Here is a 24433-nt window from a genome sequence, read left to right as displayed (position 1 = left end):
TACAGCTACTAGCTGCGCGCTACTTGGTGCGGCGGCGGCGCGGACGAGGCTTCGCCGGGGCACGCTCAAACAGCGCCACAGACTCCACGTGATGCGTATTCGGGTACATATCGAACGCCCGAAGCTGCACCATGTCCCAACCCAGCTCACGCAAAATACCGGTGTCACGGCCCAGGGATGCCGGGTCGCACGCCACATACAGAATACGCTTGGGGTCCAGCGCATCCAGGCGTTCCAGGGTGGTTCGGTTCGCGCCCTCACGGGACGGGTCAAGGACCACCGCATCAATGGCGGGGATTTCACCAAACTCAAGGGCGGTCTTCAGATCCACCAGGTGGCGTGCCACGTCGCCGCGAATCACCTCAATGCGGGTGTCCGCAGAGTTCTCGGTGCGGGAGCAACCATCCGGCGCGAAGTTCGAGCGCGCATCCTTATGGGTCACCGGGGAGCCCTCAATGCTGACGACGGTACCGGTTGCGCCCACGGCGTCCGCGAGCGCGGCGGTGAACAGACCCGCGCCGGCGTACAGGTCGAGGGTGCATTCGCCTTCCTGCGGGCGGAGCATGGTGAGCATGGTTCCGACCATGGTGGAGGGGGCGGCGCGGTGAATCTGCCAGAAGCCGCCGGCGGACACCTGGTAGCTGAAGCGGCGGGAGCCGAAGGTGACTTCTTCGGTGACGGAACGCAGGCCCGCGCCGAGCAGCTGGTCGCCTTCGGGTACGCGGCGGTAGGGGCTGTGGGAGGAGCCGGGGCGGCGGCGCTTGGGCTTGCCGTTGGAGGTGGACTGCGGGGTGAAGAACAGTGAAATCTTGCGCTTGGCGAGCAGTCCCCAGGCGTCGGATGCCTGCTGTTCGATGTCTTTGGCGACCTCTTCGATGGAGAAGCGGGGGTCGACGATGAACTGCAGCAGGACCCTGCCGCGGGAGGAGACGGTCGCCTCGACTTCGCGCACGCCGCGCAGGTTCAGCTGTTCAAGCTGCAGGTTGCGCAGTTCGGGGGCAGCGAGGGGAAAGTCGATGACAGGTACGGGTTGGGAGGCGCGGTACGGGTGCATGCCGACGCGCCAGGTGACGGCGGGGTTCTTCTTGCCGCTGTTCTGCTCGCCGTTCTTCTCTTCGCTATCGTGCGCGCGGACCTTGGTCACAGTGTAGCGCACGCGGGTACGCCAGGACAGGCCCTCGTTGTTATCGCGCAGGGGCAGCTCTTCAACCATGAGGTTGGTCAGCAGGGGCGATTCGAGGGGCAGACCGCCCAGTCGGTTGATTTGGGTGCGGACGATATCAGTCTTGTAGCGTCGCTGCTCATCCAGGTTGATGTGGCCGTACTCCATGCCGCCGAGCAGTTCGGGTACGCCGGTGGCGGCGGCGCGTTCCTCTTCGGTGGCGAGCGCATCCGCCTGGATCCAGGGGTGGGGGCGGCGTGCCAGGGAGGGTACAGGTACGGAGATTACGTCTGCGAAGTAGAAGCGGCGCTTGGGGCCGATTGCGGTGATGCGTACTTCTGCCTGTTCGCCGACGATGCCGTGACGCACGAAGATGACGCCCTGTTCGGTGCGCGCTACGAAGGCGCCGCCGTGTGCGGGTGCCTCACAGGTGACGGTGAGGGTCTGCCCGACGCTGTATCCGTCTACGTTGTTGGAGGCGGCAGGCGTGGTAGCAGGGTGAGTCACAGCATTGTCTCCTAAAGAATCACTTAATGTGAATTATTTTACACCGGTTTGTACCTTTACTCCGATTCCGACGCCCCGCAAGGGGTGCCGAATAGGACGTAAAGGGCAAAGTCCAGGCGCTATGTGGGGGTGCTCAAGCACATCACAGGCCAATGACCGGGCTGGGCAATTAATGTGGGCGCTGGGCAATCATGCTGAGCGCTGGGCGATTATTACGGCTGGCGTTTCTTCTCGCGCGCCACAGCGTCCGCCTCGTGCAGGCGACCGCGGTACACCGCGTGGCGGTTGCTCTGAATCAGCTCGCGGCCACCACCGGCTGAACGAGTAATCTTCGGGGCGACAGCTTCCGTTGGGCCTTCTGCTTCTACCGTTGATTCTTCGCTTTGTAAACGCTGATCAAAAATCTCATCATACACCTCATCCTCGTGCATCGCCCAGGGCACGGTCGCCGTCATGACGCCAGGCTCGTGCAAAAGCGCCTGCTTGAGGCGGCGCACCGTGCGGCGGTGCAGAATACGCTGCCACCAGTGCTTCACCACAAACTCCGGGAGGTACACCACCAAAATATCGCGCGGTGACTTCTTGCGGCGGCGGCGAACATACGAAACGACAGCCTCCACCGTGTCACGGTACGGCGAATCAATCACCGACAGCGGCACCGGAATGCCCAGGGCATACCAGCGCTTCTTCACGACTTCCAGAGCGGCGCGGTCATTGTTGACCGTTAGCGCCTCAATCGTGGAGGGGCGGCCGGCACGCGCATACGAGAGGGCACGAACCGCCGGGCGGCGCACACGCTCCACGTACACGATGGCGTGCACACGCGAAGGCAGGGCCGCCACATCCGCAACGGATTCAGCGTTCAGGGGGATGTCCAGGGCGGCATCCACAGCATCGTAGTGGCGGCGAGTCACAACCATACCTCCAACCATCAGGGCAATCATTCCAAGGGAGAGCCACGCACCGGCGGCGAACTTCGTCACCACGACGATGACCAGCACCGCGGCGGTCACCATCACGCCCACCGCAGAGACCGCAATATCGCGCAGCAGGGCGCGGCGCGGCATCTGCGCCAGGGTAATGCGCAGCAGACGCATGCGGTAGCGCACCACCGCCAGCTGAACCAGCACCATCGACAGGCACATGCCCACGATGTACAGCTGAATCAGTGAGTACACGTCCGAGTTGAAAACGGTGGTGAGGAAAATTGAGAATGCCGACAGCGCCAGCACACCGTTCGCGTACAGGCCGCGCGAATCCACGCTGCGGAAGAACACCGGCAGGTACTGGTAGTCGGCCAGCGACGAAGCAATCACCGGGAAGCCCGTAAACGCCGTCAGCGAGGCAATAATCAGCACGCCCACCGTGGCGAATACCAGCAGCTGCGCGAAGAACGGCACGCCCTGATAAATTGCCAACGCCACCTGGTACAGCGCAGGTTTCTGGTGGAAGTACTCCCCCGGCGTGTGCCCGTCAATGAACAAGAAACGGGTCGTATCGTGCACCATGTGCACGCGGGTTGCCGCCGCAAAACCGAGCAGGCTCACCAGCAGGACCGAGGTGATCAGGCCCATCAGCATCATGGTGACCGCCGCGTTATATTTCTTCGGGCGGCGGAAATACTTCACCGAATTAGAAATCGTAGAAACACCCGAGAACGCCACCAAGCCGGCAGAGAAAGAACGCGCCAGAAGCAGCATCAGCGCCAGACCCTCCAGCGAATGGGTCTCGAGCTCGGGGGCAATCACGTAGGTCGCAGACTCAGCCAGTGGCAGAGTACCCGTGGCGGCACGAATCCAACCCACAATGAGGGTCGCTCCCAACAGTGCCAAGAAAACATACAGCGGCCAGTACGCAATCTTGCCCAGCAACTGCACGCCACGTAGCGCAAACAACGTCAGCGCAACAATGAGTAGCACCGCAATGTGCGTGCGCCAATCCTGAATCTGCGGATACAACGCCACCAAAAACGAGGACGCCGAAGACATAGACACCGCCACCGTGAGCATATAGTCCATCAGCGAGGATGCACCCATCACAATCGACGGCAGCGCACCCAGTTTGCGGTGCACCAGCTGAATATCGCCTTCAGAAGCAATCTGGTTGATGTTGTAGCGGTACGTGCCAATCACCAGCAGACCCACCATCGCCACACCCAAACCAATCCAGGGTGAAAAAGCGAGCGCAGATGCACCCGCAGCGGCAAGGGTCAGGATCATCTGGTCGGCTGCGTAGGCGACCGAAGAGATGCCGTCGGCACCGAAAAGAGGCAGGGCGTAGCGCTTCGGCAGCGCGACTGCCGAAAGATTTCGCGTGCTGACCGGCTGACCGGTCAGGGCGATGCGCATCCTATCCCAACGATTCCTCACGCTGTTAAGGCTATCGGTCGCGGCTTCAAAGCTCAATTTTATTCAGCCGAATAGTGGGCATTGCGAGCGGAATATCACGGGGCATCGGCGTGGAGGCTCACCCGCCCATTACACTGGTAGAGGTAGGCGGTAACGCCTTATCACCGTAAAACATCAACACTCGGAGGGATGTATGCCTCACTTCGTCATTATGGGTGCCGGACGCGTGGGCGTCATGTTGGCGCGCACTCTGGAAGCTTCGGGGCATACGGTCGCCGTCATTGACCAGGACGAACGTGCTTTCCAGCCGCTGCGTAAGGGCTTTGAGGGCCGCCTGGTTACCGGTGTTGGTTTTGATGAGGACACCCTCAAGCGTGCCGGTATTACCGAGGCGTACGCTTTTGCCGCGGTCTCTTCGGGCGATAACTCGAATATTATTGCCGCCCGTGTGGCGCGTGAAATGTTCAAGGTGAAGAACGTTGTGGCGCGTGTGTACGACCCGAACCGCGCCGAGTTCTTCCAGCGCATGGGTATTCCTACGGTGGCGTCGGTGCGTTGGTCCACCGACCAGGTGCTGCGCCGTCTGCTGCCCGAGCAGGCGCTCAAGGGCGACTTCCGTGAACCCTCGGGCCGCCTCATGCTCACCGAAATTCCGCTCGACGACGGCTGGGCTGGCCACGCGTTGACCAGCATCGAACGTGCCGCCGGGGTGCGCATCGCCTACATCACCCGCTTTGGTGAGGGCATGCTCCCCCGCCCCGATTCCGCCTACCAGCAGGGCGATAGCGTGCACGTGATGATGCGCACCGACGACGTTGCGGACGTAACCCGTATTCTCTCCCGCCCGCCGCGCGTCGAAGACGAAGAAATGGAAGCGGACTACGCTCCCGCATCCGGCCACCGCAAGCATCCCCACGCTCCGAAGAAGCCCGCCGAATCCGGCGTGACGATCACCCCCAAGCAGGAGCACAACGAAACCCCCGTTGTCGAGCACGAATTCCATCTCGGTGACACTCCCCCGGATCTGCCTGATCCTCTCGAACTCATCGGCCGCCATCGTGACTCCTCGAAAGGTGAGAAGTAAGTGAAGGTCCTCATTGTTGGTGCCGGTTCCGTGGGTGCCTCCATCGCTAAAGAACTCATGATGAACGGCCACGACGTGACCATCATCGACTCCAAACCCGAAGCCAAAAAGCGCGCCGACCTGCCCGGCGTGCGCTGGCATATCGGTGACGCCTGCGAGCTGTCCGTACTGCGTCAGGTGCACCCGAACAAGGCGGACGTGGTCGTTGCCGCAACTGGTGACGACAAGGCAAACCTGATGGTGTCCCTACTGGTGCGTAGTGAGTTTGGCGTGCCGCGCACCGTGGCGCGCGTGAACAACCCGCGTAACGAATGGCTCTTCGACGACTCCTGGGGCGTGGACGTTGCCGTGTCCACCCCGCGCCTAATGACCGCCCTCGTTGAGGAAGCTGTGGAAGTCGGCGACGTGGTGCGCCTGCTGACCCTGCAGGCAGGCGGTGCGACCCTCGCCGAGTACACCGTGCCCGACGACCACCCCGTCATCGGTTACCGTGTGGACCACGTGCAGTGGCCCGTCGATACGGTGCTCACCGCTATCCTGCGTGATGGCGCCCCGATTCCGCCCAGCGCCGACGTGGCGATTGAGGGCGGCGACGAGCTGTTCTTCATCACGACCATTGCCGGTGAGGATCAGATTCGCGCGCTGTTCGCGTAAGCGTTTATACGTAAGTTTTTGGGTAGGCGAAAGCCCCGGTTACGGGTACCGGGGCTTTCGCGTACTTCTATGAAGTTCTTCTACGTATGAAGTTGTGGGGTTAGCGGCTTTCTGAACCGTCAGCTTCGGTAGCGACAGATACGTCAGATTCTTCAGCATCTTCAGATTCCTCGCTCACCAGCGCCTCCTCCGGTGCCGACACACGCCACGCCAGCCACACGCCCAAAGCGTACAGCGGCAGACCCATCACCAAACGGGTAGCGCCCAGCGCCTCCACATTATTCGCAAAATACAGGGGCACCTGCACGGCAAGGCGCAGCATCATCAGCACGGTAATAATCCAGGTGGCCAGCATGTACTGGCGCAGACGCACCGGGTTCTGACGCCAGCTCAACGCCTCGCCACGAATGACCGCGAAAATCAGACCCATCAGCGGCCATCGCACCAGCATCGACAGCAGATACGCCAGAATGTACACGCCGTTCGTCCAGAAACCGACCACAAAGTAGTCACTCGCGTTACCGGTACGGTACGCCGCAAACGCACAGATTGCCACGCCCACCAGACCGGTCAGCGCGCTCACCAGCTTAGAGCCCTGCACCAGACGAATCAGCGTGAACACGCCCGCCGCAGCCAGCGCCGCAATCAGGGACAGGTTCAGTTCCTTCGTCACGGTGAACAGCACCAGGAACGCCACCGCGGGCAGGGAGGATTCCACCAGGCCGCGCCAGCCGCCGATAGCGTGCAGAATATCCACATCGCCGTTGGCGGTGCGGCGCATATTCGCGCCCATGGAGGCGCTCAGGCTCTGCGCAAACTGGTTCCCCTCCCGCGCAGGGTCAGTTGCGGGGTTAGCGTTCGGGTCGGGCTGGGTCGAAGACTGCTCAGCGCTCATATTTTCCCTTCTCAGCAAAGAATTGCGGCACAATCTCATAGCGCGGGTTGTAAATCACCGGCTGATGCGCCCTCACCGACACCACGCCGGAACAGCGCAACAGCGCACCGGCAAGCACGCCGGGCACCATCCGCTGCCCCTGCCACTTCAGCAGAATCCGGTCCCCCGGGTTGAACGGCGCATAGGGCGGGAACGACACCTCGTGCTGATCCTGCACCGCCACGGTCGCCAAAGACGCCGTGTTCAGGTGGTGTTGCTTCTCGGAATCCTCGGACTCCTCGTCGAAATCCTCACCGGGCGGCTCCACAATCGGCATGCCAATCAGCGCCAACGGGCTCGACCACTGCAGAGGCTTCGACTTCGCCACCACCAGCTCGGCACGGTACATCGGCTTATCCTGCAGCGCAGGCAACCACACCTGCTCCACGCGTCCGGCAAGGCGTACGCGAAAGCGCTCGGGGTACCCGGGAGCAAGAATCTGCTCCTCCGGCACCGCGAGCGCACTCGGGTAGTTCGAGAACTCAGGCATTAGCCAATCTCGGTAATCTCAGGGCCGCGGCGAGGCATCGGGCGCAGCTTGCTGTGCTCGTTCTCGGTCTCTTCTTCCACGGCGGGCTCTTCCTCAGCCACAACCAGGTCGGCGGGCAGAGTCATGGGCAGCAGTTCGCGCGGCGGGCGCGGGTCGTCGCCACGGTCCACCACGACGGTGCGGAAAACTTCCTCCACGGATGCGGCAGCCTTGTCGTCACCGAGCACAGCCGCGCCGGAAATCACACCGCGCAGGAACCAACGGGGGCCGTCCACGCCCACGAAGCGGGCGATGCGCTCGCCGGGCTGACCGTCCGGGGTGAAGGCGGGCAGGCGGGTCAGCATCTCGGCACCGAACACGCCGGCGTAGATTTCGACGTTGCCGCCCTGGGAGGCGACGGACTCGGTCAGGTCGTGACGGATGTCGTCCCAGATGCCGGTGGTGCGCGGTGCGGCGAATGCCTGCACCTGCAGGGTTGCGCCGTCGCGGGTGATGGTTGCGGCGATGACGGCACCGGTTGCGTCGTCGGTTTCGAGGCGCAGGTTCATGCCGTCGAGCAACTTGATGCGCAACGCGCCCAGGTCGACGTAGTCTTCGAGGTCTTCGGCGGTGACTTCTTCAATGTCGTGGGGGCCGTTGACGCGGTCGTACTTAATGACCTCGGGAGAGTTCTCCTCTTCCTTCAGCTCCTCAACCTCGACGTTGGTCTCTTCGACCTCTTCGGCGACAGCCTTGTCGATGGCGGCCTTTTCAGCCTCCTCGGCGCGCTTCTTCTTACCAAATCCGAACATGGTATTCCTACTTTCACCGCACGCAGGGTGCGGGGGGGGTTCTTCTCTTCTCTCGTGCCGTTTCGCGGTGAGAGCAGACTAGTGGATTCCGCTGGAGCCGAAGCCGCTGGAGCCGCGTTCGGTCTGATCCAGTTCGTCCACCACGGTAAAGGTTGCGTGCTCGTACTTCTGAATAATCAGCTGGGCGATGCGGTCGCCGCGCTGCACGTGGAAGGACTTGGTCTTGTCAGTGTTGAGCAGGGTGACCATCAGCTCGCCGCGGTAGCCGGAATCAACGGTGCCGGGCGCGTTCACAATGGTGATACCGTTCTTGGTCGCCAGGCCGGAGCGCGGGTGCACCAGGCCAACGTAGCCTTCGGGCAGGGCGATTGCCACGCCGGTGGGTACCAGGGCGCGTTCGCCCGGCTCCAGTTCGAAGTCGATGCGGGAGCGCAGGTCAGCGCCAGCGTCGCCGGGCTTTGCGTAAGCGGGTGCGGGCAGCTCGGGGTCGAGCAGCTTAATGTGGACGTTTACGGGGGTCATCATGGTCAATACTCTAACCTTTCGCGGGTGTCTGTGCCATTACCTCGCGCTGTGTTGAGGCTCTACTGCGGGGTGTTTGGGGTGCGTGTTCGCGTTCAGCACGTGCCGCGGCGTGCCGTGCTGGGTACGACGCGGCGCTGTTTGTGTGTGTGCGCGCGGCTTTCACATACTCAACGGGGCGGGTGCACTCGGCACTCGCCCCGTCATGAGGTGTATGTCGGGTGGGTGTTATCCCTTCCCTAAAGTTTTAGCCCTCGCACTCGATGCAGTAGGACAGGCCGCCCTCTTCGCGCGCAATCTGCGAGCGGTGGCGCACCAGGAAGCAGGATGCGCAGGTGAACTCGTCGTCCTGAGCGGGCAGAACAACAACGTTCAGCTCCTCGTTGGAGAGGTCAGCACCGGGCAGCTCGAAGCTTTCTGCTGCGCTGTTTTCGTCTTCGTCCACCGCACCGGACTGCATCTCGGAACGGCGGGCGTTCAGCTCCTCGTAGGACTCTTCGTTCTGCTCTTCGTCCTGCTTGCGAGGTGCATCGTAATCAGTTGCCAAACTTTCACGCTCCGTTGGTTCTGTGGCTGTGTGTTGGACTAGGCCACGCTGGTTTAATGAGTGCTCTAGGTGCCGCTGGTGTGTATTTAACCCCGACGGCATGCCAGGTATTGTTCACCATTGGCACCCTATTTGTCTAATCCTGGGTAGGCTTTGGACTGTTTAGGCGTCACATTCTAGCTTTTTCGGTGCGAAAAGTACATCTTTTTTTGGTGAAAATCCCGCCTCCGCTACTGATTTACCGCGCTTTCACGGTACCCTGGTAGGTAGTTTGCGTTCCGTGCAACACATTCACGAACGCGTCCGGTTCACCTATGGAGGTTCTCATGCTTGAACTGCGTCTGATTGGCGTTCACGATGACGGCGAAAATCTGGTGCTTGAGTCTGCTGACGGCACCCGCTTCTTGCTGCCGATTGACGCGAACCTGCGCACGAGCATCACCAAGGCTCGCCGTATTCAGCCCGCCCGCGGTCTGGGTGCTAAGGGCACCTACGGTCCGCGCGATATTCAGACCCGTTTCCGTCAGGGTGCCTCCGTTGAGGAAATCGCTGAAGAGTCCGGTTGGGAGCCGGAGCGCGTGCGCCGCTACGAGTGGCCGATCGTTGCTGAGCGTGCCCACATTATTCGTGCCGCTCAGAGCGTGAAGATTGGTCGCCGCAGCTCCGCTTCGGGTACCGCACAGATTCCCGTGACCCTGAGCGCCCGCATTGAGGAAGTCTCCGAGCGTTACGGTTTTGAGGATGCAACTCAGGACTGGACCACCCGCCAGCAGGAGAACGGCCAGTGGCGCGTTGAGGTTGATATTGCGCTGAAGGATTCGGTGCGTCAGAACCTGCCCGCGCAGGTCGTCTTCCCCGCACGTTGGGTGTACAACCCGGCGAACCAGGGCCTGTACGCATCGAATGAGGCGGCGTACTTCCTGATGGGCAATAGTGAGGATGCTGTTGCCGCCGCCGCGAAGAAGGCTCCCGTGGAGGTTCCTCCCGCCCGACTGCCGAAGGCACCCGAGCCCGCACCGGCACCCCTTACTTCCTCTGAGAGCGCCGATGAGCGTAAGCTCAAGGAGCTTTTGGAGCGCGCCCGCTCGGTGCGCCCGGCGCAGGTTGAGGAGCCCGAGGTGTTCGTACACCGCGAGCCCGCTGAGCCCGCTGAGCCTGCTGCGCCCGCTGCACCTGCTGCATCTACACCGGTAGCGCCTGCGGCACCTGCTGCACCCGAGCCCACCGCAGAAACCACCGTAGAGACCACCGACCCGCTGGCTGTGGATTCGGAAGCACCCGTTGAATCCGTTCCGGTCGAGTCCTTCGCCCTGCCGGCACCCGTCGAGGACGCACCCGCAACTGAGGTTGCTGAGGCGCCCGTTGCTGAGGCGCAGGCCGAGGACGCACCCGTTGCTGAGGCCCAGGCTGAGCCCGCCTCCGCGGCCGAGAAGCCCAAGTCTTCCTCGAAGAAGCAGCGCGTGAGCGTTCCCGCCTGGGACGACATCATCTTCGGCGGCCGCAAGTAAGCGAGCACCCTCGCGCCACCCAATCAAGGGCATCTAGACGAGGTCTTTAGTCGGGGGCTTTAGTCAAGGGCCTCTAGACATACGAAAACCGCTGGTTATTCACCCGAATAACCAGCGGTTTTCGTATATCCTCCAGCGTTTTAGAAAGTCTTGAGCATGCGCAACGGCACCAGACGCTCAGCGTCCGTCAGCGAACCGTGCTGACCAACCATGTGCAGGGCACGCTCCTGATAGTGGCGCATATCGTACAGCGCCCAGTCGTCGCGAGCGCACACCATCAAATCGCCGATGCGGCCGCGCGCCGCATCCGTGATGACCGGGCCGAAGTAGCCGGCGCGTATCAGTTCGCGAGAATCAATCACCCAGGCGCGCTCGCCCCAGTACTGCGCCCAACGCTGGGCGGTGGCGGTGCGTGCCGCCTCCGAGGTGTCTTCGAGGTACAGGTGCACGGCGCGCGGTTCACCGGCGGTCATTGCGATGTTGCGGGTCAGCTCCTCCACGCCAGAGTAGTCGATGCGCTGGTGCTCGGGCACGTTCACCATGCCGTGATCGGCGGTCACGAAGAGTGCCGCCCACGCCGGGGCGCGCTCCGCCAGACGCTTCAGCGCCGAGTTCAGTTCCTCCAGCTGCTGTAGCCATTCGTCGCTGCCCACGCCGTAGCGGTGGCCCGCCGCGTCAATCTCGCCCCAGTACAGGTACACGGTGGTGGGGGTGCGACTGGAGAGCGCCTCCAGGGCGTAGGTGACGCGGGCGTTGTAGCCGACGGCGTCCACGAAGTCGCCGCCGCGTAGCGCCGCCTCCGTCAGGCCGGTACCGCGGTACTTACCCAGCGAAATGGTGAGCACGCGGCGGTTCGTATGGTGGCGTTCCAGCACGGTCGGCAGCGGCTGCCAGGCGTGCGGGTCCACCGACTGATCCCAGCCGGACAGGTGGTTCATGACCGAGCCCACTCCCCCATTACCTGCCGGGTTACGCACCTCGTAGCCGGCAATGCCGTGCGCGCCGGGTGCCGTGCCGGTGCCCAGCGAGGTCAGGGAGGCGGCGGTCGTGGTGGGGAACGCGGCGTCCAGCGGGCCCAGGTTCAGGGTCTTACGCAGGGCGGGCGCGTAGCCGCCGTAGCTGTTGAGCAGCTGCTCGCCCAGGCCGTCCACCATGATCACGCAGGCGTGGCGGAACGACGCCGGATCAACGTCCTGCTCCGCGAGGCGGCCGGCAAGGTTCAGCGGGTCGGCAACAGAGTTGAACGCCGGGTCGGAATCTAGCGCGTGCGCGGGGCGCGCCAGGCTTCGCTGCGCCACCAGAGAGGAGGCGGACTCCAGCACATCGGCGATGCTATTGCTGCCGTAGGCGGGTGCCGCGGGCAGGGGCGCACCCAAAACATCGTGCAGGATGGTCTGTGCCGTCATAGGTTCCTCTCAAGTACAGGTTATGGAAATATTAGTGCCGCGCGGGCTCATACTGCTCGGGCTCATACTGCTCGGGCTCATACTGCGCGGGCTGCGCCAGTGGCGCAGCGAGCGCACAGGGCAAACGCACAGGGCGAGCGTTTATCGGCGCGTTACGTACAGACGCGCACGATGCAGAGCACGTGCAAAATCCTGGGCACGCTGAACCGACTCCGGGCCGTCAGCAGTCGCAGAAACACGCACCGCAATGTCCTCGCGGCGTGCATCGCCGGTGAAGCCGTGGTCGGCGTTGCACTGCGGGTCCTGGCAACCGGCAGGAGCCAATTCCATGTGCAGCGAACCGGTCCACGCAATCTGGAAGGAAATCTCAGTCGGGGCGGTGCTACCGGCGTTGTACGCCTGCGGCTGGCTGAAACCATAGCTGATGGTGACCGCGTTCAGGGCGCTCAGGTGCACCGCCTCCACGCTCACATGCGCCACGGTGCCCTGCGCGTCACCTTCAAGGTGCTGGTCGTCCAGGTGCGCAAAGATGACGTGCTCGCCGCAGAGCACCATCACGGTGATGTGGCGGTGAAAATCATCGCGGGAGAAGTGGGTTTCATGCTGTACGAAGTGCGCGTCCGGGTTCATGCCCGCCAGCGCGTCATCCACCACTTCCAGCACGAGGTCGGGGTAGAAACCGGCATGCTTAATGTCTGCGACCAATTGCTCGCGTTCGGGGGTGGTGGCGTACATCGTACCTCTTTCGTGCGGTGCCCTCATGAGGCGACGTCGGTCGGCGCACACGATGAGGGCGGTTAGGTATTACTCCCCTCTACCTTAGAGGGTTCCAGCCGGGCTGTGCTACTTGACCACGCTAATACAGGCTCATATGACGGTGTGCAATCCCCCGGTATGCTTCGGTTACTGCCCCGCAACCGCCTTGGCGCACCCCACAGATGACGCCGACCAACCAGCCCGTCTCATCCGCTACCACCCGCTAAAATAGGAGGAGCGAAAACACACCGACACGAGGAGATATATGGCTCGCCGATCCAAATCCGCCGTCAGCGACTACCCGGTGGATGTGGTAGAGAATATCGTCGACATCGACGTATCCGCCGAGATGGAAACCAGCTTCCTGGAATACTCCTACTCGGTGATTTATTCGCGCGCCCTCCCCGACGCCCGCGACGGCCTCAAGCCCGTGCAGCGCCGCATCCTCTACATGATGCAGCAGATGGGTCTGCGCCCCGATAAGGGCCACGTCAAGAGCGCCCGCGTGACCGGCGAGGTCATGGGTAAGCTCCACCCGCACGGCGACGCCGCCATCTACGACGCGATGGTGCGCCTCGCCCAGCCCTTCGCGCTGCGCCTGCCCCTCGTTGACGGTCACGGTAACTTCGGCTCCCTCGACGACGGCCCGGCAGCCGCCCGATACACCGAAGCACGCATGGCGCCCGCCGCGCAGGCACTCACCGCGGACCTCGAAGAAGACGTGGTTGACTTCGTACCGAACTACGACAACCAGTTCATGCAGCCCTCCGTGCTGCCCGCAGCGTTCCCTAATCTGCTCGTCAACGGCACCACCGGCATCGCGGTCGGCATGGCGACCAATATGGCGCCGCACAACCTGCGCGAGGTCATCGCCGGTACCCGCCACCTCATCGCCCACCCCGAGGCGACCCTCAAAGACATCATGAAGTTCATCCCCGGCCCCGACCTGCCCACCGGCGGCACCATCGTGGGTCTGGGAGGCATCCGTGACGCCTACGAAACCGGCCGCGGTACCTTCAAGACCCGCGCGAAGGTCTCCATCGAGCAGGTCAGCCCCCGCAAGCAGGGCATTGTCGTCACCGAACTGCCGTACATGGTCGGCCCCGAAAAGGTCATCGAAAAGATCAAGGACGGCGTCAACTCCAAGAAACTCACCGGCATCTCCGACGTGGTCGACCTGACCGACCGCACCAACGGTCTGCGCCTCGTCATCGAAATCAAGAACGGCTTCAACCCGGAGGCGGTGCTCGCCGCCCTCTACAAGCACACTCCGCTTGAGGATTCCTTCGGCATCAACAACGTGGCGCTTGTGGACGGTCAGCCGCAGACCCTCGGCCTGCTCGACCTGATGCGCGTGTACATTGACCACCGCCTGAACGTGGTCCGCCGCCGCACCGAATTCCGCCTAGGCAAGCGCACCGACCGCCTGCACCTGGTGGAGGGCCTGCTCGTGGCGATCCTCGACATTGACGAGGTCATCCAGATTATCCGTGAGTCTGACGAGACCGCTCAGGCACGTGAAAAGCTGAAGGTCGTCTTCGACCTGACCGACACCCAGGCGAACCACATTCTGGAACTGCGCCTGCGCCAGCTCACCAAGTACTCCCGCCTGGAACTCGAAGCAGAACGCGACACCTTGCAGCAGGAAATCGCGGAGCTGCAGCGTATCCTCGGCTCCGATGCGGCGCTGCGCGAACTGGTCTCCGAAGAGCTCGCAGAGGTCGCCGAACGTTACGGCACCGACCGCCGCACCCAGCTCAAAACCAAGGACGAGATGCAGGTCGCCATTGAGGCAGTCACCGCGCAGTCCAAGGCGAAGAAGAGCCTGGGCCTCGCCCTCGAAATCGCGGACGATCCCTGCTGGGTGCTGCTTTCGGCCTCCGGCATGATGGGACGCACCCCCGGCAAGCCCATCCGCGAGGCACTCGTGGATCCCGGCAAGCGTTTCAAGCACGACGTGTTCACCTCGATTGTGCCGACCACCGCGCGCGGCGAGATTGGTGCCGTGACCTCCGCAGGACGCATGGTGCGCCTGTCCGTCATGGACATTGCGGTGCTGGACGAGAACGGAGGTACCCCCTCCATGGCATCGGCGGTGAAGGCTGCCGAGCTGGTTCAGCTCGCCAAGGGTGAGAAGCTGGTCGCCCTCGTACCGCTAAACACGGTGCTGGCGCTGGCAACCGCGGGCGGCGTGATCAAGCGCCTCAACCCGGATTATCCGCTGAACCAGACCGAGTGGGACATCATGAAGCTCAAGGACGGCGACGAAATCGTAGCCGCCGCCCCCTGCCCCACCGATGATATGGTGCTCACCTTCGTCACTCGCGACGCGAAGCTGCTGACCTTCGACGCCGCCAAGGTACGCCCGCAGGGACGCACCGGCGGCGGTATCGCAGGCGTTAAGCTTGCTGACGGCGACCGTGTGATTGCCCTGGGCGTGACCGCACCCGGTGACGCGGCGGAGGTCGTGACCGTCACCAACGGCAAGGACGGCCTGGCGAGCGCCAAGGTCACCGCCCTGAGCGAGTACCCGCAGAAGGGCCGCGCAACCGGCGGTGTGCGTGCGCACCGTTTCCTCACCGGTGAGAGCCAGCTGGCTCTGGCGTGGGTGGGCGTGGGCCCGGCGAAGGCGGCGTCCACCGGTGGTGTGGCTCGTTCCCTGCCGACCGAGTACGGTGCTCGTGACGGTTCCGGTGTGATGCTCACTCAGAGCATCGGCATTGTGGGCCCGAACTATGCGGCTGTTTCTGCTGCGATGGCGGTTAGCCCGGAGGGTGAAAAGCTCTTCTAGGCGCGCCGTTCACGGCCTTTCGACCTCAGGTTGTTTGCAAAGCCTGGGGGAATCCGCGCAGATATAACGCGCAGAGCAATGTGCCCAGAAAATTTTGCACAAAGAAATGCCCCGGTACTTTCACGAAGTACCGGGGCATTTCTCGCAGTTTCTTGCGTTCAATCTCGCCCGCGATGGCTACGCTCAGCTGCGTTTAGAGGCGAACCACCTCATCGCAGCGGGCAATATCCTCAGGACGATGCGACACCAGAACCGTAGCCACGGAGCTGGAGCGGGTCGCCGCATCCAAGTCAGCCATCAGCGCGCGAGCAGACTCGGCGTCCAGGTGCGCGGTCGGCTCATCCAGCAGTAGCACCGGCGAGTTCACCAGCAGGGCACGAGCCACCGCCAGACGCTGACGCTGACCACCCGACAGGAACGAACCGCCAGCACCCACCGGGGTGCGCAGGCCCTGAGGCAGAGCGTCAAACCACTCGCCCAGACCCACACGGCGCAGAACCTCAATCAGCTCTTCCTCGCTCGGGCGATCCGAACGGTCACGAGCCAGCAGCAGGTTACCCTCGAGGGTCGACTCGAAGATGTGAGCCGCCTGCGGGCACCACGCCGCGTAGCCGCGCAGCTGCTCACCCTCCAGGACCTCACCGGAAGCCAGCACACGGCCGGACTCCAGCGGCAAGAAGCCCAGAACGGTCGCAAGCACCGTAGACTTACCGGAGCCGGAGGGACCGGTCACCGCAGTCCAGGAGCCCGCGCGGGCGTTCATGTTCAGGTCGGTGAAGACCGGGTGATCCATACCGGGCCAGCGGGCGGCGGCGTCCTGCAGACTCAGGGCGGGTTCGGTAACCTTCACACCGAGTTCCTGCGGGGTGCCGCAGCTGACCAGGGTGGGTTCACCGGGCTTCGGCGGGCGCGGGGTATCGCTCTTAGAACCAGCCGCAGATTCGGGACGGTCAAAGCGGTGGGCACGCTGACGGTCAGCCTCCAGCAGCTCCTCCATCTCAGCCTCCGCGCGGGCACGCAGACGCTCAGCACGACGCGGCAGAACGTGAGTGTCCACCTCAGCCTCGGTCGGCACGGAACGCTTCAGAGTCGAGGTGGCGACAATACCCTCCAGGGATACGTCGCGCACGCTCGGGGCAATCGTCGCCAGCAGGCGGCTGAACGCGGGCCAGGAGCGGACCGCCTCAACATGGCCCAGGGAGCTTTCCAGCATGCCGGTGCACAGCAGCACCACAATCGCGGCTTCGGGGGCACGCACGGTGCCGTCAACAGCCAGCGGGTACGCAATGATTGCGCTCGCCAGAGCCGCACCGAACCAGCTGAGGGTCACGAGGGCACGGCCCACGCCCTGAGCGGTCGAGCCCTTCTGCAGGGCGGACAGATTCTCAGCGTCCAGGGCGCCGTTAGCCTTCTCAGTGGTGGTTGCCACGCCGTTAGCGCGCAGGTCCTCAGCCGCCGAGAGCATGCCGGTACCCAGGCGCAGCATCTGCGCGGTGGAGCGGCGAGCCAGCGCCTCCGCGCGGGCATCGGCGCGGAGCACAATCCACGGAGCCACAAAAGTGCTGACCAGCACGGCAAGCAGAACCGGAATCAGAGCCTGCGGCAGGATGCACGCGGTCGTAATCAGCGCCGCGGTCATGACCAGCAGGTGCGCGGCAGGCGGAATAATAACGCGCGGCACGCCGTCACGCAGCTCATCGATACCGCCCACGAGGCGTTCGAGCAGCGCGTCACCACGCAGCAGGGCACGCACGCTGCTCACGCTCTGCCATGCACCAACCCAGGCGCGCAGACGCAGAATATTTGCGGCGGCAAGAACCTTCGAGTGGGTCATCAGACGCTCAGCGTAGCGGGCGCAGGCACGACCCAGGCCGAAGAAACGCACGCCCACAATGGCGACCATCAGGTACATCATTGCCGGGCCTTCGGCGGCGCGAACAATCAGCCAGCCGGACAGCGCGGTCAACGCCGCAGCCATCAGGGAAGTAATCGCAGCCATGATTACCGGACCGGTTGCGGCGCGAACACCAATACCGGTCAGTTCCTTCAGGGTGCGCAGGCTTGCGAACAGACCGGCAGGCGTAGCTTCCTTGACCTCGGCAGCTGCGGAGGCGCCCGCCAGGGCGGTGCTTTCAGCCTCGTACTCTGCCCTGTCCTTGAGCAGGTGCGCGGGGGCTTGCGCGGGAACCGCAACGCGGGCGGTGTTCGCCTCGGCGGTCCAGGTGTAGCCCTGGGCGGTCTGCACGGCACGAACGAGGGTGTCGCAGCCAGCGGCGAGTTCCTGCTCGTGGGTCACGATCAGCACGGTTGCGCCAAGTTCCGCCAGGCGGTGCAGGGCGCGGGTCACCAGGTATGCCGAGTAGGCGTCCAGGTGCGCGGTCGGCTCATCCACCAGGACGGTCAGCACGGTCTGCTCACCGCCGGCACGGTAGATAGCCTCGGCACGAGCCAGGGTACGTGCCACGGCGAGGCGGCGCGCCTGACCTGCACTAAGGGCACCAGGCTCAAGGGCAGTGAGCTTCTCCATGCCCAGCTGAGCCAGCGGGCCAACCAGCAACGCGGACTCGGCATCGGTGACGGACAACTTCTTGGAGTCCATCGCTTCACCGAGCAGAGTGGCTGCACGCTCACGCTCCGCCTCGGTGGCGCTCAGCGCATAGAGAGCCATTTCGGTCTGCACGGTGGGTGCGGTGAAGACCGGCGACTGCGGAATGACCAGGGTGGTTCCCAGACCGGTCACGCTACCGGTCAGGTGCACGGGCTCCTCCGAGCCGGTGGGCACCAGACCTTCACGCACGGCACCGGAGAACACGTTCAGCAGGGTGGACTTACCGCAACCGGACTCACCCATCACGCCGATAACCGCACCGCGCTCACCCTGGGCAGTTTCACCCTGAGTGGTGGCAACGCGACGGTCCAAGTTCAGGGACAGGTTAGTCAGCACCGCAGGACGCGCCGGGTAGCTCACCGACAGGTCCTCCACAGCGATGGTGGAAGGCTGAGCCTTCTGCACTGCCGTTTCCTGTGCAGCCGAGTCCGCAGCGGCGGCGGGCAGGGGCGCATCAATAATCTTCTGGGCGCTACGCAGGGCGGCAACGCCATCCTCAGATTGGTGGTAGGCGGCACCCACATCACGCAGCGGCTGGTAGCATTCGGGAGCCAGCAGCAGCACGAGAATTGCGGTGTCCAGGCCCAGGGTGCCGTTGACCAGGCGCACACCAATCAGCACAGCAATCAGCGCAACCGAAATGGTGGTGATGAGCTCCAGGGCAAGCGAAGACATGAAGGCGCTACGCAAAGTCTGCATGGTGCGTTCACGGTAACGCTGGCCGAGGGCGTTCATGGCGCGAGTCTGTGCACGTTCACGGCCCAGACCGATAATGACGGGCAGGCCGCGTACCAGCTCCAGAATATGGTCGGAGAGGCGGTGCAGTTCAGCCTGAGCTTCTGCGGTCTCGTCGCGGGTGTTCTTACCAATCAGAATCATGAACACCGGAATAAGCGGCAGGGTGCACGCCAGCACCATGGCGCTCATCCAGTCCAGGGACGCCACAACGACCCAGAGGATGAACGGCACAACCGCAGTGGAAACGAACGCGGTCAGGGTCTTGGTGTAGTAGTCGTCCAGGGCGTTCAGGCCGCGGGAAAGCAACACAGCGGTCGCGCCGGTACCTTCGGGGGTGTCTGCGCCACCGGTGGCGAGCACGCGCTTGAGCAGCGAGGAACGAATCTGAGACTTCGCCCCGGAGGCGGCACGCTGCGCGCTCACAGCCAGCAGGTAGTCGGTACCCGAGCGGACAAGCAGGGCAGCCACGGCGACCGCAATCAGGCCGGGGGTAATGGTGTCTGCGTCACCGAAGAGCCCACCGAGGCCGAGCAGCCAGCCACCGTGCGCCTCCAGCTGCGCCTGCGCGGAGCCCGAGAACTCAATGTAGGCGCGGTACACGTCCGGGGCGCTGGTCTCTTTGAGACGCGCGTGTTCGGCGGCGACCGCGGCAAACCCCGCGTGGGCTGCGCGGGCAATGATGACCGCGAGCGCCGCGCTGAAAAGCACGGTGGCCAGGGTGTGCACGGCGGTGATAACACCGAACGTGCTGAGGGTTTTACGGGCGTCAGGGCCCAGAGGCGGGCGGCGGTCAGCGCGGTCGTTGCGCTTTCCTTCGGTCACCTCTGGTGCCTCAGTGTTCTGATGTTTGTCAGCATGACGCGGTGTGTGCGTTCGACTCACGTGTTGTCCTTAGTCTTCTGCTGTTTTTACCTCCCATTATTTTAAGGTTTGGGCAAGCTAATACCTATTTGGCCGGTCATACTTCGGGGATTTGGCGGGTCTGGCGTTCCCCCGGCACGGGTTTAGCCGCGCATCGCATCGGCTGGGCTCTTGCGGGATGCCACCCACGCCGGGTACGCCGAAGACACCAGACCGGTAAGGGCGCCAACGCCCACGCCGAGCACCACGAATCCGGGTGAGAGAACCGCCTGCCAGCCCTGCACGAGCGAAAGAATAATCGTCGCAATCATGCCGGAGCAGGCGCCGATGGAGCCGCCGAGCACGCCGAGCATGACGCCTTCCATGAGGAAGATGCGGGCAATCAGCCATTTACTCGATCCGATGGCGCGGCGCAGCGCAATCTCTGCGGTGCGCGATTGCACGGACAGGTACATTGCGGTTGCCGCCGAGAGGGAGGCGAGCACCAGCAGAATACCGGAGAGCACACCCACGTACAGGCCCAGATCCGAGGCAATGGACGCGCGTAGGCTCTGCAGGTCGGAGGGGGTTTCCACGTTGATCTGGCTGGGTTCAGCGGGCTTGAGGGTCAGCGGAATTGCCTTGGCGACCGCTTTGCCGTAGCCCCGTTCGGTTTCGGTAATGTAGGTCACCTGGCCGCGTCCGGTGCGCTGAAGTGTGCCCGGGGAGACAATGACCGTATTCCTGAATTCGTAGCCGCTATTGCCGGGGTCGAAAAGGCCGACGACTGGCATCAGCTGACCATCCACCCAGATGCTCACACCGGGTGCCACCTGCGGCAGTCCGCCGAGCTTAATGCCGTACTCGACGGCGGGTAGCTCGCCGGGGCGGGGCTCGGTTGTGGCGTTATCTGCCGCCTTATCTTCGGGGATAATGCCGAGGGCGCGGGCAGCGGAGACCGACACAATAGCGCCGGAGAGCTGCTCGGAGCGTTCACGGTCGGCAACGTTCTGCTGGGTGAGGGTCGAGTTCATCTGTTCGAGCGCACGCAGGGTTTCGGGGTTCATGCGGGCACCGATTTGCTCGAGCCGGGTCTTCGAGGTGGAGCTGAGGCCAATCGCCGTTTTGGGTTCGTCCTCGTAGGGGCTGAACCGGGTGATTCGCACGTCGGCGGGTGCCACGCTGCTGACGAATCCGGTGTTCTTCACGTAGTCCAGCGCGCTAATGCGGTCGGCAACATTCTGCGCGGATTCGCCCTGCCGGTAGGTTCCGAGCATGTTCTGGTCATTGTCCCTGTCGCTGATGTAGAGCGTGGATTGTTCGGATCCGAGCAGGCGCTGGTTCACCTGGTAGCTGGCGGATTCGCTCATGCCGGAGGCGCTGATGAGTCCGCCCACGCCCAGTGCGAAGGACAGACCCAGCAGCAGGGTGCGTAGCGGTCGTGAGGTGAGCGCCGAGATTGCCTCGATGCTGTCGTCGGTGAGGAAGCTTCCGCGGCGATGCGTAGCGGGCTTCTCCCCCGGTGCGAGGCTGGTGGTAGCATCTACCGGGGCACCAACCGTGGCTTCTGCCGGGGTGTCCGTTGCAACCGGCACAGCCTCGGCAACCGGCACCTCAGCGACCGGCACCGTAGCCAAGTCGGCGCGGCTCTGCTCGTGCAACTGCCCATCCTCAATGCGAATCACACGGCGGGCGGCGGCGGCAACCTCCGGGTCGTGGGTAATAACCAGCACGGTACAGCCGGTCGCGTTAATGCGCTGCAAAATCTCAATGACCTTGGCGCTATTGTGGCTGTCCAGGTTGCCGGTGGGCTCGTCGGCAAGAATCAGCGGCGGGCGCGTGGCGAGGGCACGAGCAATGGCGCAGCGCTGCTTCTCGCCGCCGGAGAGGTAGCGGGTGCGGATGCTGGCGCGGTCGCTCAACCCCAGAAATTCTAGGGTTTCTTCGGTGCGTTGCAGGCGCTCGCCGTAGGGTACGCCCTGCACGCGCAGGCCCATGGAGGCATTGGTTGTGCTGGTTTCATCCAGCAGCATGTTTGAGGACTGGAAGATGAAGCCGAGGTGATCTCGGCGCATTTCGTCGCGTTCTCTGTCGCTGAGTCCTTCCGTGTTTTTGCCGAAGAGGCTGTAGGTTCCGCTGGTGGGCGTGTCGAGCAGACCAATGGCGTTGAGCAGGGTTGATTTACCGGAGCCCGACGGACCAATAATGGCGAGGAATTCGCCGCGTTCGACCACCAGGTCGAGGTGGTCGAGGACTGCTCGTTCGCTCCCCTCGAAGACACGGGTAATGCCGTGCATTTCGATAGCAGGCGCGGTACCGAGTCCGGCGGCAGGTGTAGCTGCGGACGCTACGTTGGGCGCAACTGTAGGCGCACGTCCTGGGCTTGTGTCGGGGGTTATCTTGCGGCGGCTCATGAGACAAGCACCTTCTGTCCCGCGCTGAGGTTAGCGTTAATGGCGGCGTATCCGCCGGCGGTGCGCAGGACCTCAACGTTGACTCGTTCGGTGGCGGGCGCGTCCTTGCTGGTCGAGGTGGAGCTTCCGCCCTTTTCAACGAGCACGTAGGTGCCCTGGGAGTCCTGGCGTACCGCGGTAGTCGGCACGGCGAGGGTGGTTGAGGTGTTGCCCTTGCTGGTGATGGAGGCGCTCTGCCCCGGAGTGAGCTTGCTCGGGTCGTCGGCGCTGAATCGCACGCTCTTCGCCGCACCCTTGGAGGGGTCGTTCTGCAGCTCACCAATGCTGGTGATGGTGCCCTCCACGCTGCCGGTAGAAGTGCGCAGGCTAACGCGGTCGCCGGCCTTGAGCTTATTGGCAACGGAGAGCTCAACGCTGGATTCCACGTAGGGTTCGCTGGTTTCTACACTCGCGATGGGGTTGCCGTCGTTAATGAGCTGGCCGACTGCCGCAACTGCGGTGACGGTGTGGCTTCCGCCGGGCAGAATCGCGTAGTTGTTACGGGCAATGCTGGTGACCCCTTCGCTGGGCACGCCGGTCAGGTGCGCGCGGTGCAGGCGCGTGACGGCGTCGAGGGTGTCCTCGGTGACGGTGCCGCTCTGAGCGGTGGCGTACCCGGCGGAGTTCAGTGCCTTCTGGAAGGCGAGCACGTCGTCGCCGTTATCGCCCAGGTTGAGGTCGCGGTACAGCGGCAGCGGCCCCTCCAGCACGAAGACGGGGTCGGCGCCAATGATGCCGATGAAGTCACCGGCCTTGAGCACGTTGCCGGGCTTCTGGTTCTGGTAGACGAGCACCGGCTCACCGTTGGTGCGCGCGCTAATCGGGGCGGTCTCCCCAGCCTTGGTGGTTCCGGCAATGGCGAGGCCCTCGCTGACGGTTCGTTCTTCAACCTTCGCCCAGACCGGGATCACGGTTTTTGCCTGCACGGCCGGGTCGGGGCCCGTGGCGGCGTAGCGGGTGCCCAGGTAGAAGGACAGCATGAGCGAACCGATGGCGAGGATTGCCAGCAGCAGGAGCACGCGGGGTCGGGCGATGCGCTCGCTGAAGCGGTGCCCGCTGTTTTGGTTCTGTGAGTGAGTGGTCATGGCGGTGTCTTTCTGAGCTGTTTTTGCGCTGTCTTTTGTGGTGCTGTCTTTCAGCGTCCCGGTTTACTGGTGCTCCATAACGTACTGCTTGAACTTCTCGTCACGCTCACGTTCTGCCTTGCGGTCCTGTTCAAGCTGTGACTGGTACTTGCGGATGAGCGGCATCTGGTACTGAGCTTCCAGGTCGTAGAGCTGCTTGCTCATGCCGACCTGCTGGTTACATTCGGCCTGGATGGTGGCGATGCGAATCTCTTCTTCGGAGGCGGGCTCGTTGAATCCGTTGTTCTTGCTCAGCTGCTCAGCCAGCGGGGTTTCCTCGGCGACGGAGCCTGCCGAGCGAGGGGTGAGGCCGCGGTCTGAGACGCACTGCTTCCACTTCTCTTCGAGCTCGCGGTGCAGTTTGCTACCGTAAACGGCGTTACCCGCCTCAGTAGAGATACGACTGGATGTGGACTGCCCTTCATTCTCGGGCCTCTTGCCTTCGGGCACCGCGGCCTCCAGGGTCTCGCGGGCCTTGGGGTAGCATTCGGTGCGAAGCTTGTCCTCGGGGCTCATGCTCTCCCCCGAGTTATAGGAGATGGGGGCGGCTGCGTTGTTGGGGTCTCGCTTCTGAAAACCGTACTTCTGGGCGTACTCGACGTTCCAGGGACCGTACTTTCGTCCCAAATCACCGCGGGGTGCGCTTTCAGAATAGGGAGCCTGGATGGTGTAGTTCTGCCCGTGTTCGGCGAAGCATTGCTTCATGGCAATCTGAAAGGCCGTGTATTCGTAGTTGGTGCGCTCGTAGTAGAGGTAATCGTCCAGGGGCATCTTCACGATGTCCTGTTCCGCGTCGAAGATGGCGTGGACGCTTTCGTCGCGTTCCAGCGGCGGGTTGAAGAGCGAGCAGGCGCTCAGGGGCATGATGCCGATACAGAACAGGGCACCCGTGGCGAGCAGGCGGCGGCGCGTGCCGGTGCGAGGGGTAGTTCCGGTGCGAGGAGCGGATGCAGTGGAGCTACGGTTGAGGGACTTCATCGTTGAACACCTTTCATAAGAGTGAGTTGCTCACCACATTACACTTTTTGCTCCTTGCCGCGCTCGAATTTCGGGGGGGGTGTGCACCAAAAATTTTTGCGCGCCCACTCATCTGCCGAGAGCTGCAGCCTCTGCGGGAATATCCTCTGTAGGAATAGTCCTCTGGGGGCATAGAAAAATCCCCCGAACTTC

At 63.4% G+C, this 24433-nt stretch carries 16 protein-coding genes and 1 pseudogene; 4 read left to right on the top strand and 13 right to left on the bottom strand.

From position 1 onward, the window contains the following. Positions 1–19 precede the first annotated feature (19 nt). Both HMPREF2749_RS04055 and HMPREF2749_RS04050 read right to left on the bottom strand, forming a co-directional pair. Positions 20–1669, bottom strand: a complete 1650-nt coding sequence (locus HMPREF2749_RS04055) for a class I SAM-dependent RNA methyltransferase (protein WP_070593499.1) — start codon at positions 1667–1669, stop codon at positions 20–22. A gap of 212 nt (positions 1670–1881) precedes the next feature. Then, a complete protein-coding gene (locus HMPREF2749_RS04050; RefSeq protein ID WP_070593498.1) occupies positions 1882–4017 on the bottom strand; it encodes an APC family permease in 2136 nt (711 codons plus the stop codon). A gap of 193 nt (positions 4018–4210) precedes the next feature. Here HMPREF2749_RS04050 and HMPREF2749_RS04045 point away from each other — a divergent pair. Both HMPREF2749_RS04045 and HMPREF2749_RS04040 read left to right on the top strand, forming a co-directional pair. Continuing rightward, positions 4211–4876 (top strand): annotated as a pseudogene (locus HMPREF2749_RS04045) (TrkA family potassium uptake protein); the annotation flags it as partial. A 225-nt stretch (positions 4877–5101) separates the two neighbouring features. Beyond that, complete coding sequence (locus tag HMPREF2749_RS04040; RefSeq protein WP_070593496.1) at positions 5102–5755, top strand: potassium channel family protein; 654 nt, start codon at positions 5102–5104, stop codon at positions 5753–5755. A gap of 100 nt (positions 5756–5855) precedes the next feature. Here HMPREF2749_RS04040 and HMPREF2749_RS04035 read toward each other — a convergent pair whose 3' ends face one another. From HMPREF2749_RS04035 to HMPREF2749_RS04015, 5 genes are all read right to left on the bottom strand, one after another. Beyond that, positions 5856–6650, bottom strand: coding sequence for a DUF3159 domain-containing protein (locus tag HMPREF2749_RS04035; RefSeq protein WP_070593495.1), 795 nt, complete (start codon positions 6648–6650; stop codon positions 5856–5858). Next, complete coding sequence (locus HMPREF2749_RS04030) at positions 6640–7179, bottom strand: hypothetical protein (RefSeq protein ID WP_049340596.1); 540 nt, start codon at positions 7177–7179, stop codon at positions 6640–6642. Before HMPREF2749_RS04030 ends, HMPREF2749_RS04035 begins: the two co-directional genes overlap by 11 nt. Continuing rightward, a complete protein-coding gene (locus HMPREF2749_RS04025) occupies positions 7179–7970 on the bottom strand; it encodes a DUF3710 domain-containing protein (protein WP_070593494.1) in 792 nt (263 codons plus the stop codon). The genes HMPREF2749_RS04030 and HMPREF2749_RS04025 overlap by 1 nt, the downstream gene beginning before the upstream one ends. A gap of 78 nt (positions 7971–8048) precedes the next feature. Further along, on the bottom strand, positions 8049–8495 hold the full coding sequence (dut, locus tag HMPREF2749_RS04020; protein ID WP_049354821.1) for a dUTP diphosphatase: 447 nt from the start codon (positions 8493–8495) through the stop codon (positions 8049–8051). Positions 8496–8739: 244 nt separating this feature from the next. After that, a complete protein-coding gene (locus HMPREF2749_RS04015; protein ID WP_005506382.1) occupies positions 8740–9039 on the bottom strand; it encodes a DUF4193 domain-containing protein in 300 nt (99 codons plus the stop codon). A gap of 326 nt (positions 9040–9365) precedes the next feature. Between HMPREF2749_RS04015 and sepH the strand changes: the two genes are divergently transcribed. Beyond that, positions 9366–10547, top strand: a complete 1182-nt coding sequence (sepH, locus tag HMPREF2749_RS04010) for a septation protein SepH (RefSeq protein ID WP_210395320.1) — start codon at positions 9366–9368, stop codon at positions 10545–10547. Between the two features lie 140 nt (positions 10548–10687). On the opposite strand, the gene HMPREF2749_RS04005 is transcribed toward sepH, so the two are convergent. Both HMPREF2749_RS04005 and HMPREF2749_RS04000 read right to left on the bottom strand, forming a co-directional pair. Next, positions 10688–11953, bottom strand: coding sequence for an alkaline phosphatase family protein (locus HMPREF2749_RS04005; protein ID WP_049352956.1), 1266 nt, complete (start codon positions 11951–11953; stop codon positions 10688–10690). 141 nt (positions 11954–12094) lie between these two features. Further along, positions 12095–12688 (bottom strand): DUF5998 family protein, encoded by a 594-nt coding sequence (locus HMPREF2749_RS04000; RefSeq protein WP_049352957.1) that lies wholly within the window; start codon positions 12686–12688, stop codon positions 12095–12097. 286 nt (positions 12689–12974) lie between these two features. Between HMPREF2749_RS04000 and HMPREF2749_RS03995 the strand changes: the two genes are divergently transcribed. Next, positions 12975–15500 (top strand): DNA gyrase/topoisomerase IV subunit A, encoded by a 2526-nt coding sequence (locus HMPREF2749_RS03995; RefSeq protein ID WP_049352958.1) that lies wholly within the window; start codon positions 12975–12977, stop codon positions 15498–15500. Between the two features lie 193 nt (positions 15501–15693). Here HMPREF2749_RS03995 and HMPREF2749_RS03990 read toward each other — a convergent pair whose 3' ends face one another. The 4 genes from HMPREF2749_RS03990 to HMPREF2749_RS03975 all read right to left on the bottom strand — a co-directional run bounded on the left by HMPREF2749_RS03990 (position 15694) and on the right by HMPREF2749_RS03975 (position 24241). Beyond that, positions 15694–19668 (bottom strand): thiol reductant ABC exporter subunit CydD/CydC, encoded by a 3975-nt coding sequence (locus HMPREF2749_RS03990; RefSeq protein WP_246823496.1) that lies wholly within the window; start codon positions 19666–19668, stop codon positions 15694–15696. Between the two features lie 182 nt (positions 19669–19850). Continuing rightward, a complete protein-coding gene (locus HMPREF2749_RS03985) occupies positions 19851–22100 on the bottom strand; it encodes an ABC transporter ATP-binding protein/permease (protein WP_049352960.1) in 2250 nt (749 codons plus the stop codon). Continuing rightward, on the bottom strand, positions 22097–23224 hold the full coding sequence (locus HMPREF2749_RS03980; RefSeq protein ID WP_049352961.1) for an efflux RND transporter periplasmic adaptor subunit: 1128 nt from the start codon (positions 23222–23224) through the stop codon (positions 22097–22099). The genes HMPREF2749_RS03985 and HMPREF2749_RS03980 overlap by 4 nt, the downstream gene beginning before the upstream one ends. 63 nt (positions 23225–23287) lie before the next feature. Then, a complete protein-coding gene (locus HMPREF2749_RS03975) occupies positions 23288–24241 on the bottom strand; it encodes a hypothetical protein (RefSeq protein WP_049340615.1) in 954 nt (317 codons plus the stop codon). Positions 24242–24433: the final 192 nt, after the last annotated feature.

The sequence above is a fragment of the Rothia sp. HMSC075F09 genome, assembly GCF_001810515.1.
Lineage (GTDB): Bacteria > Actinomycetota > Actinomycetes > Actinomycetales > Micrococcaceae > Rothia.
This window is presented reverse-complemented; position numbering and strand designations above follow the sequence as displayed.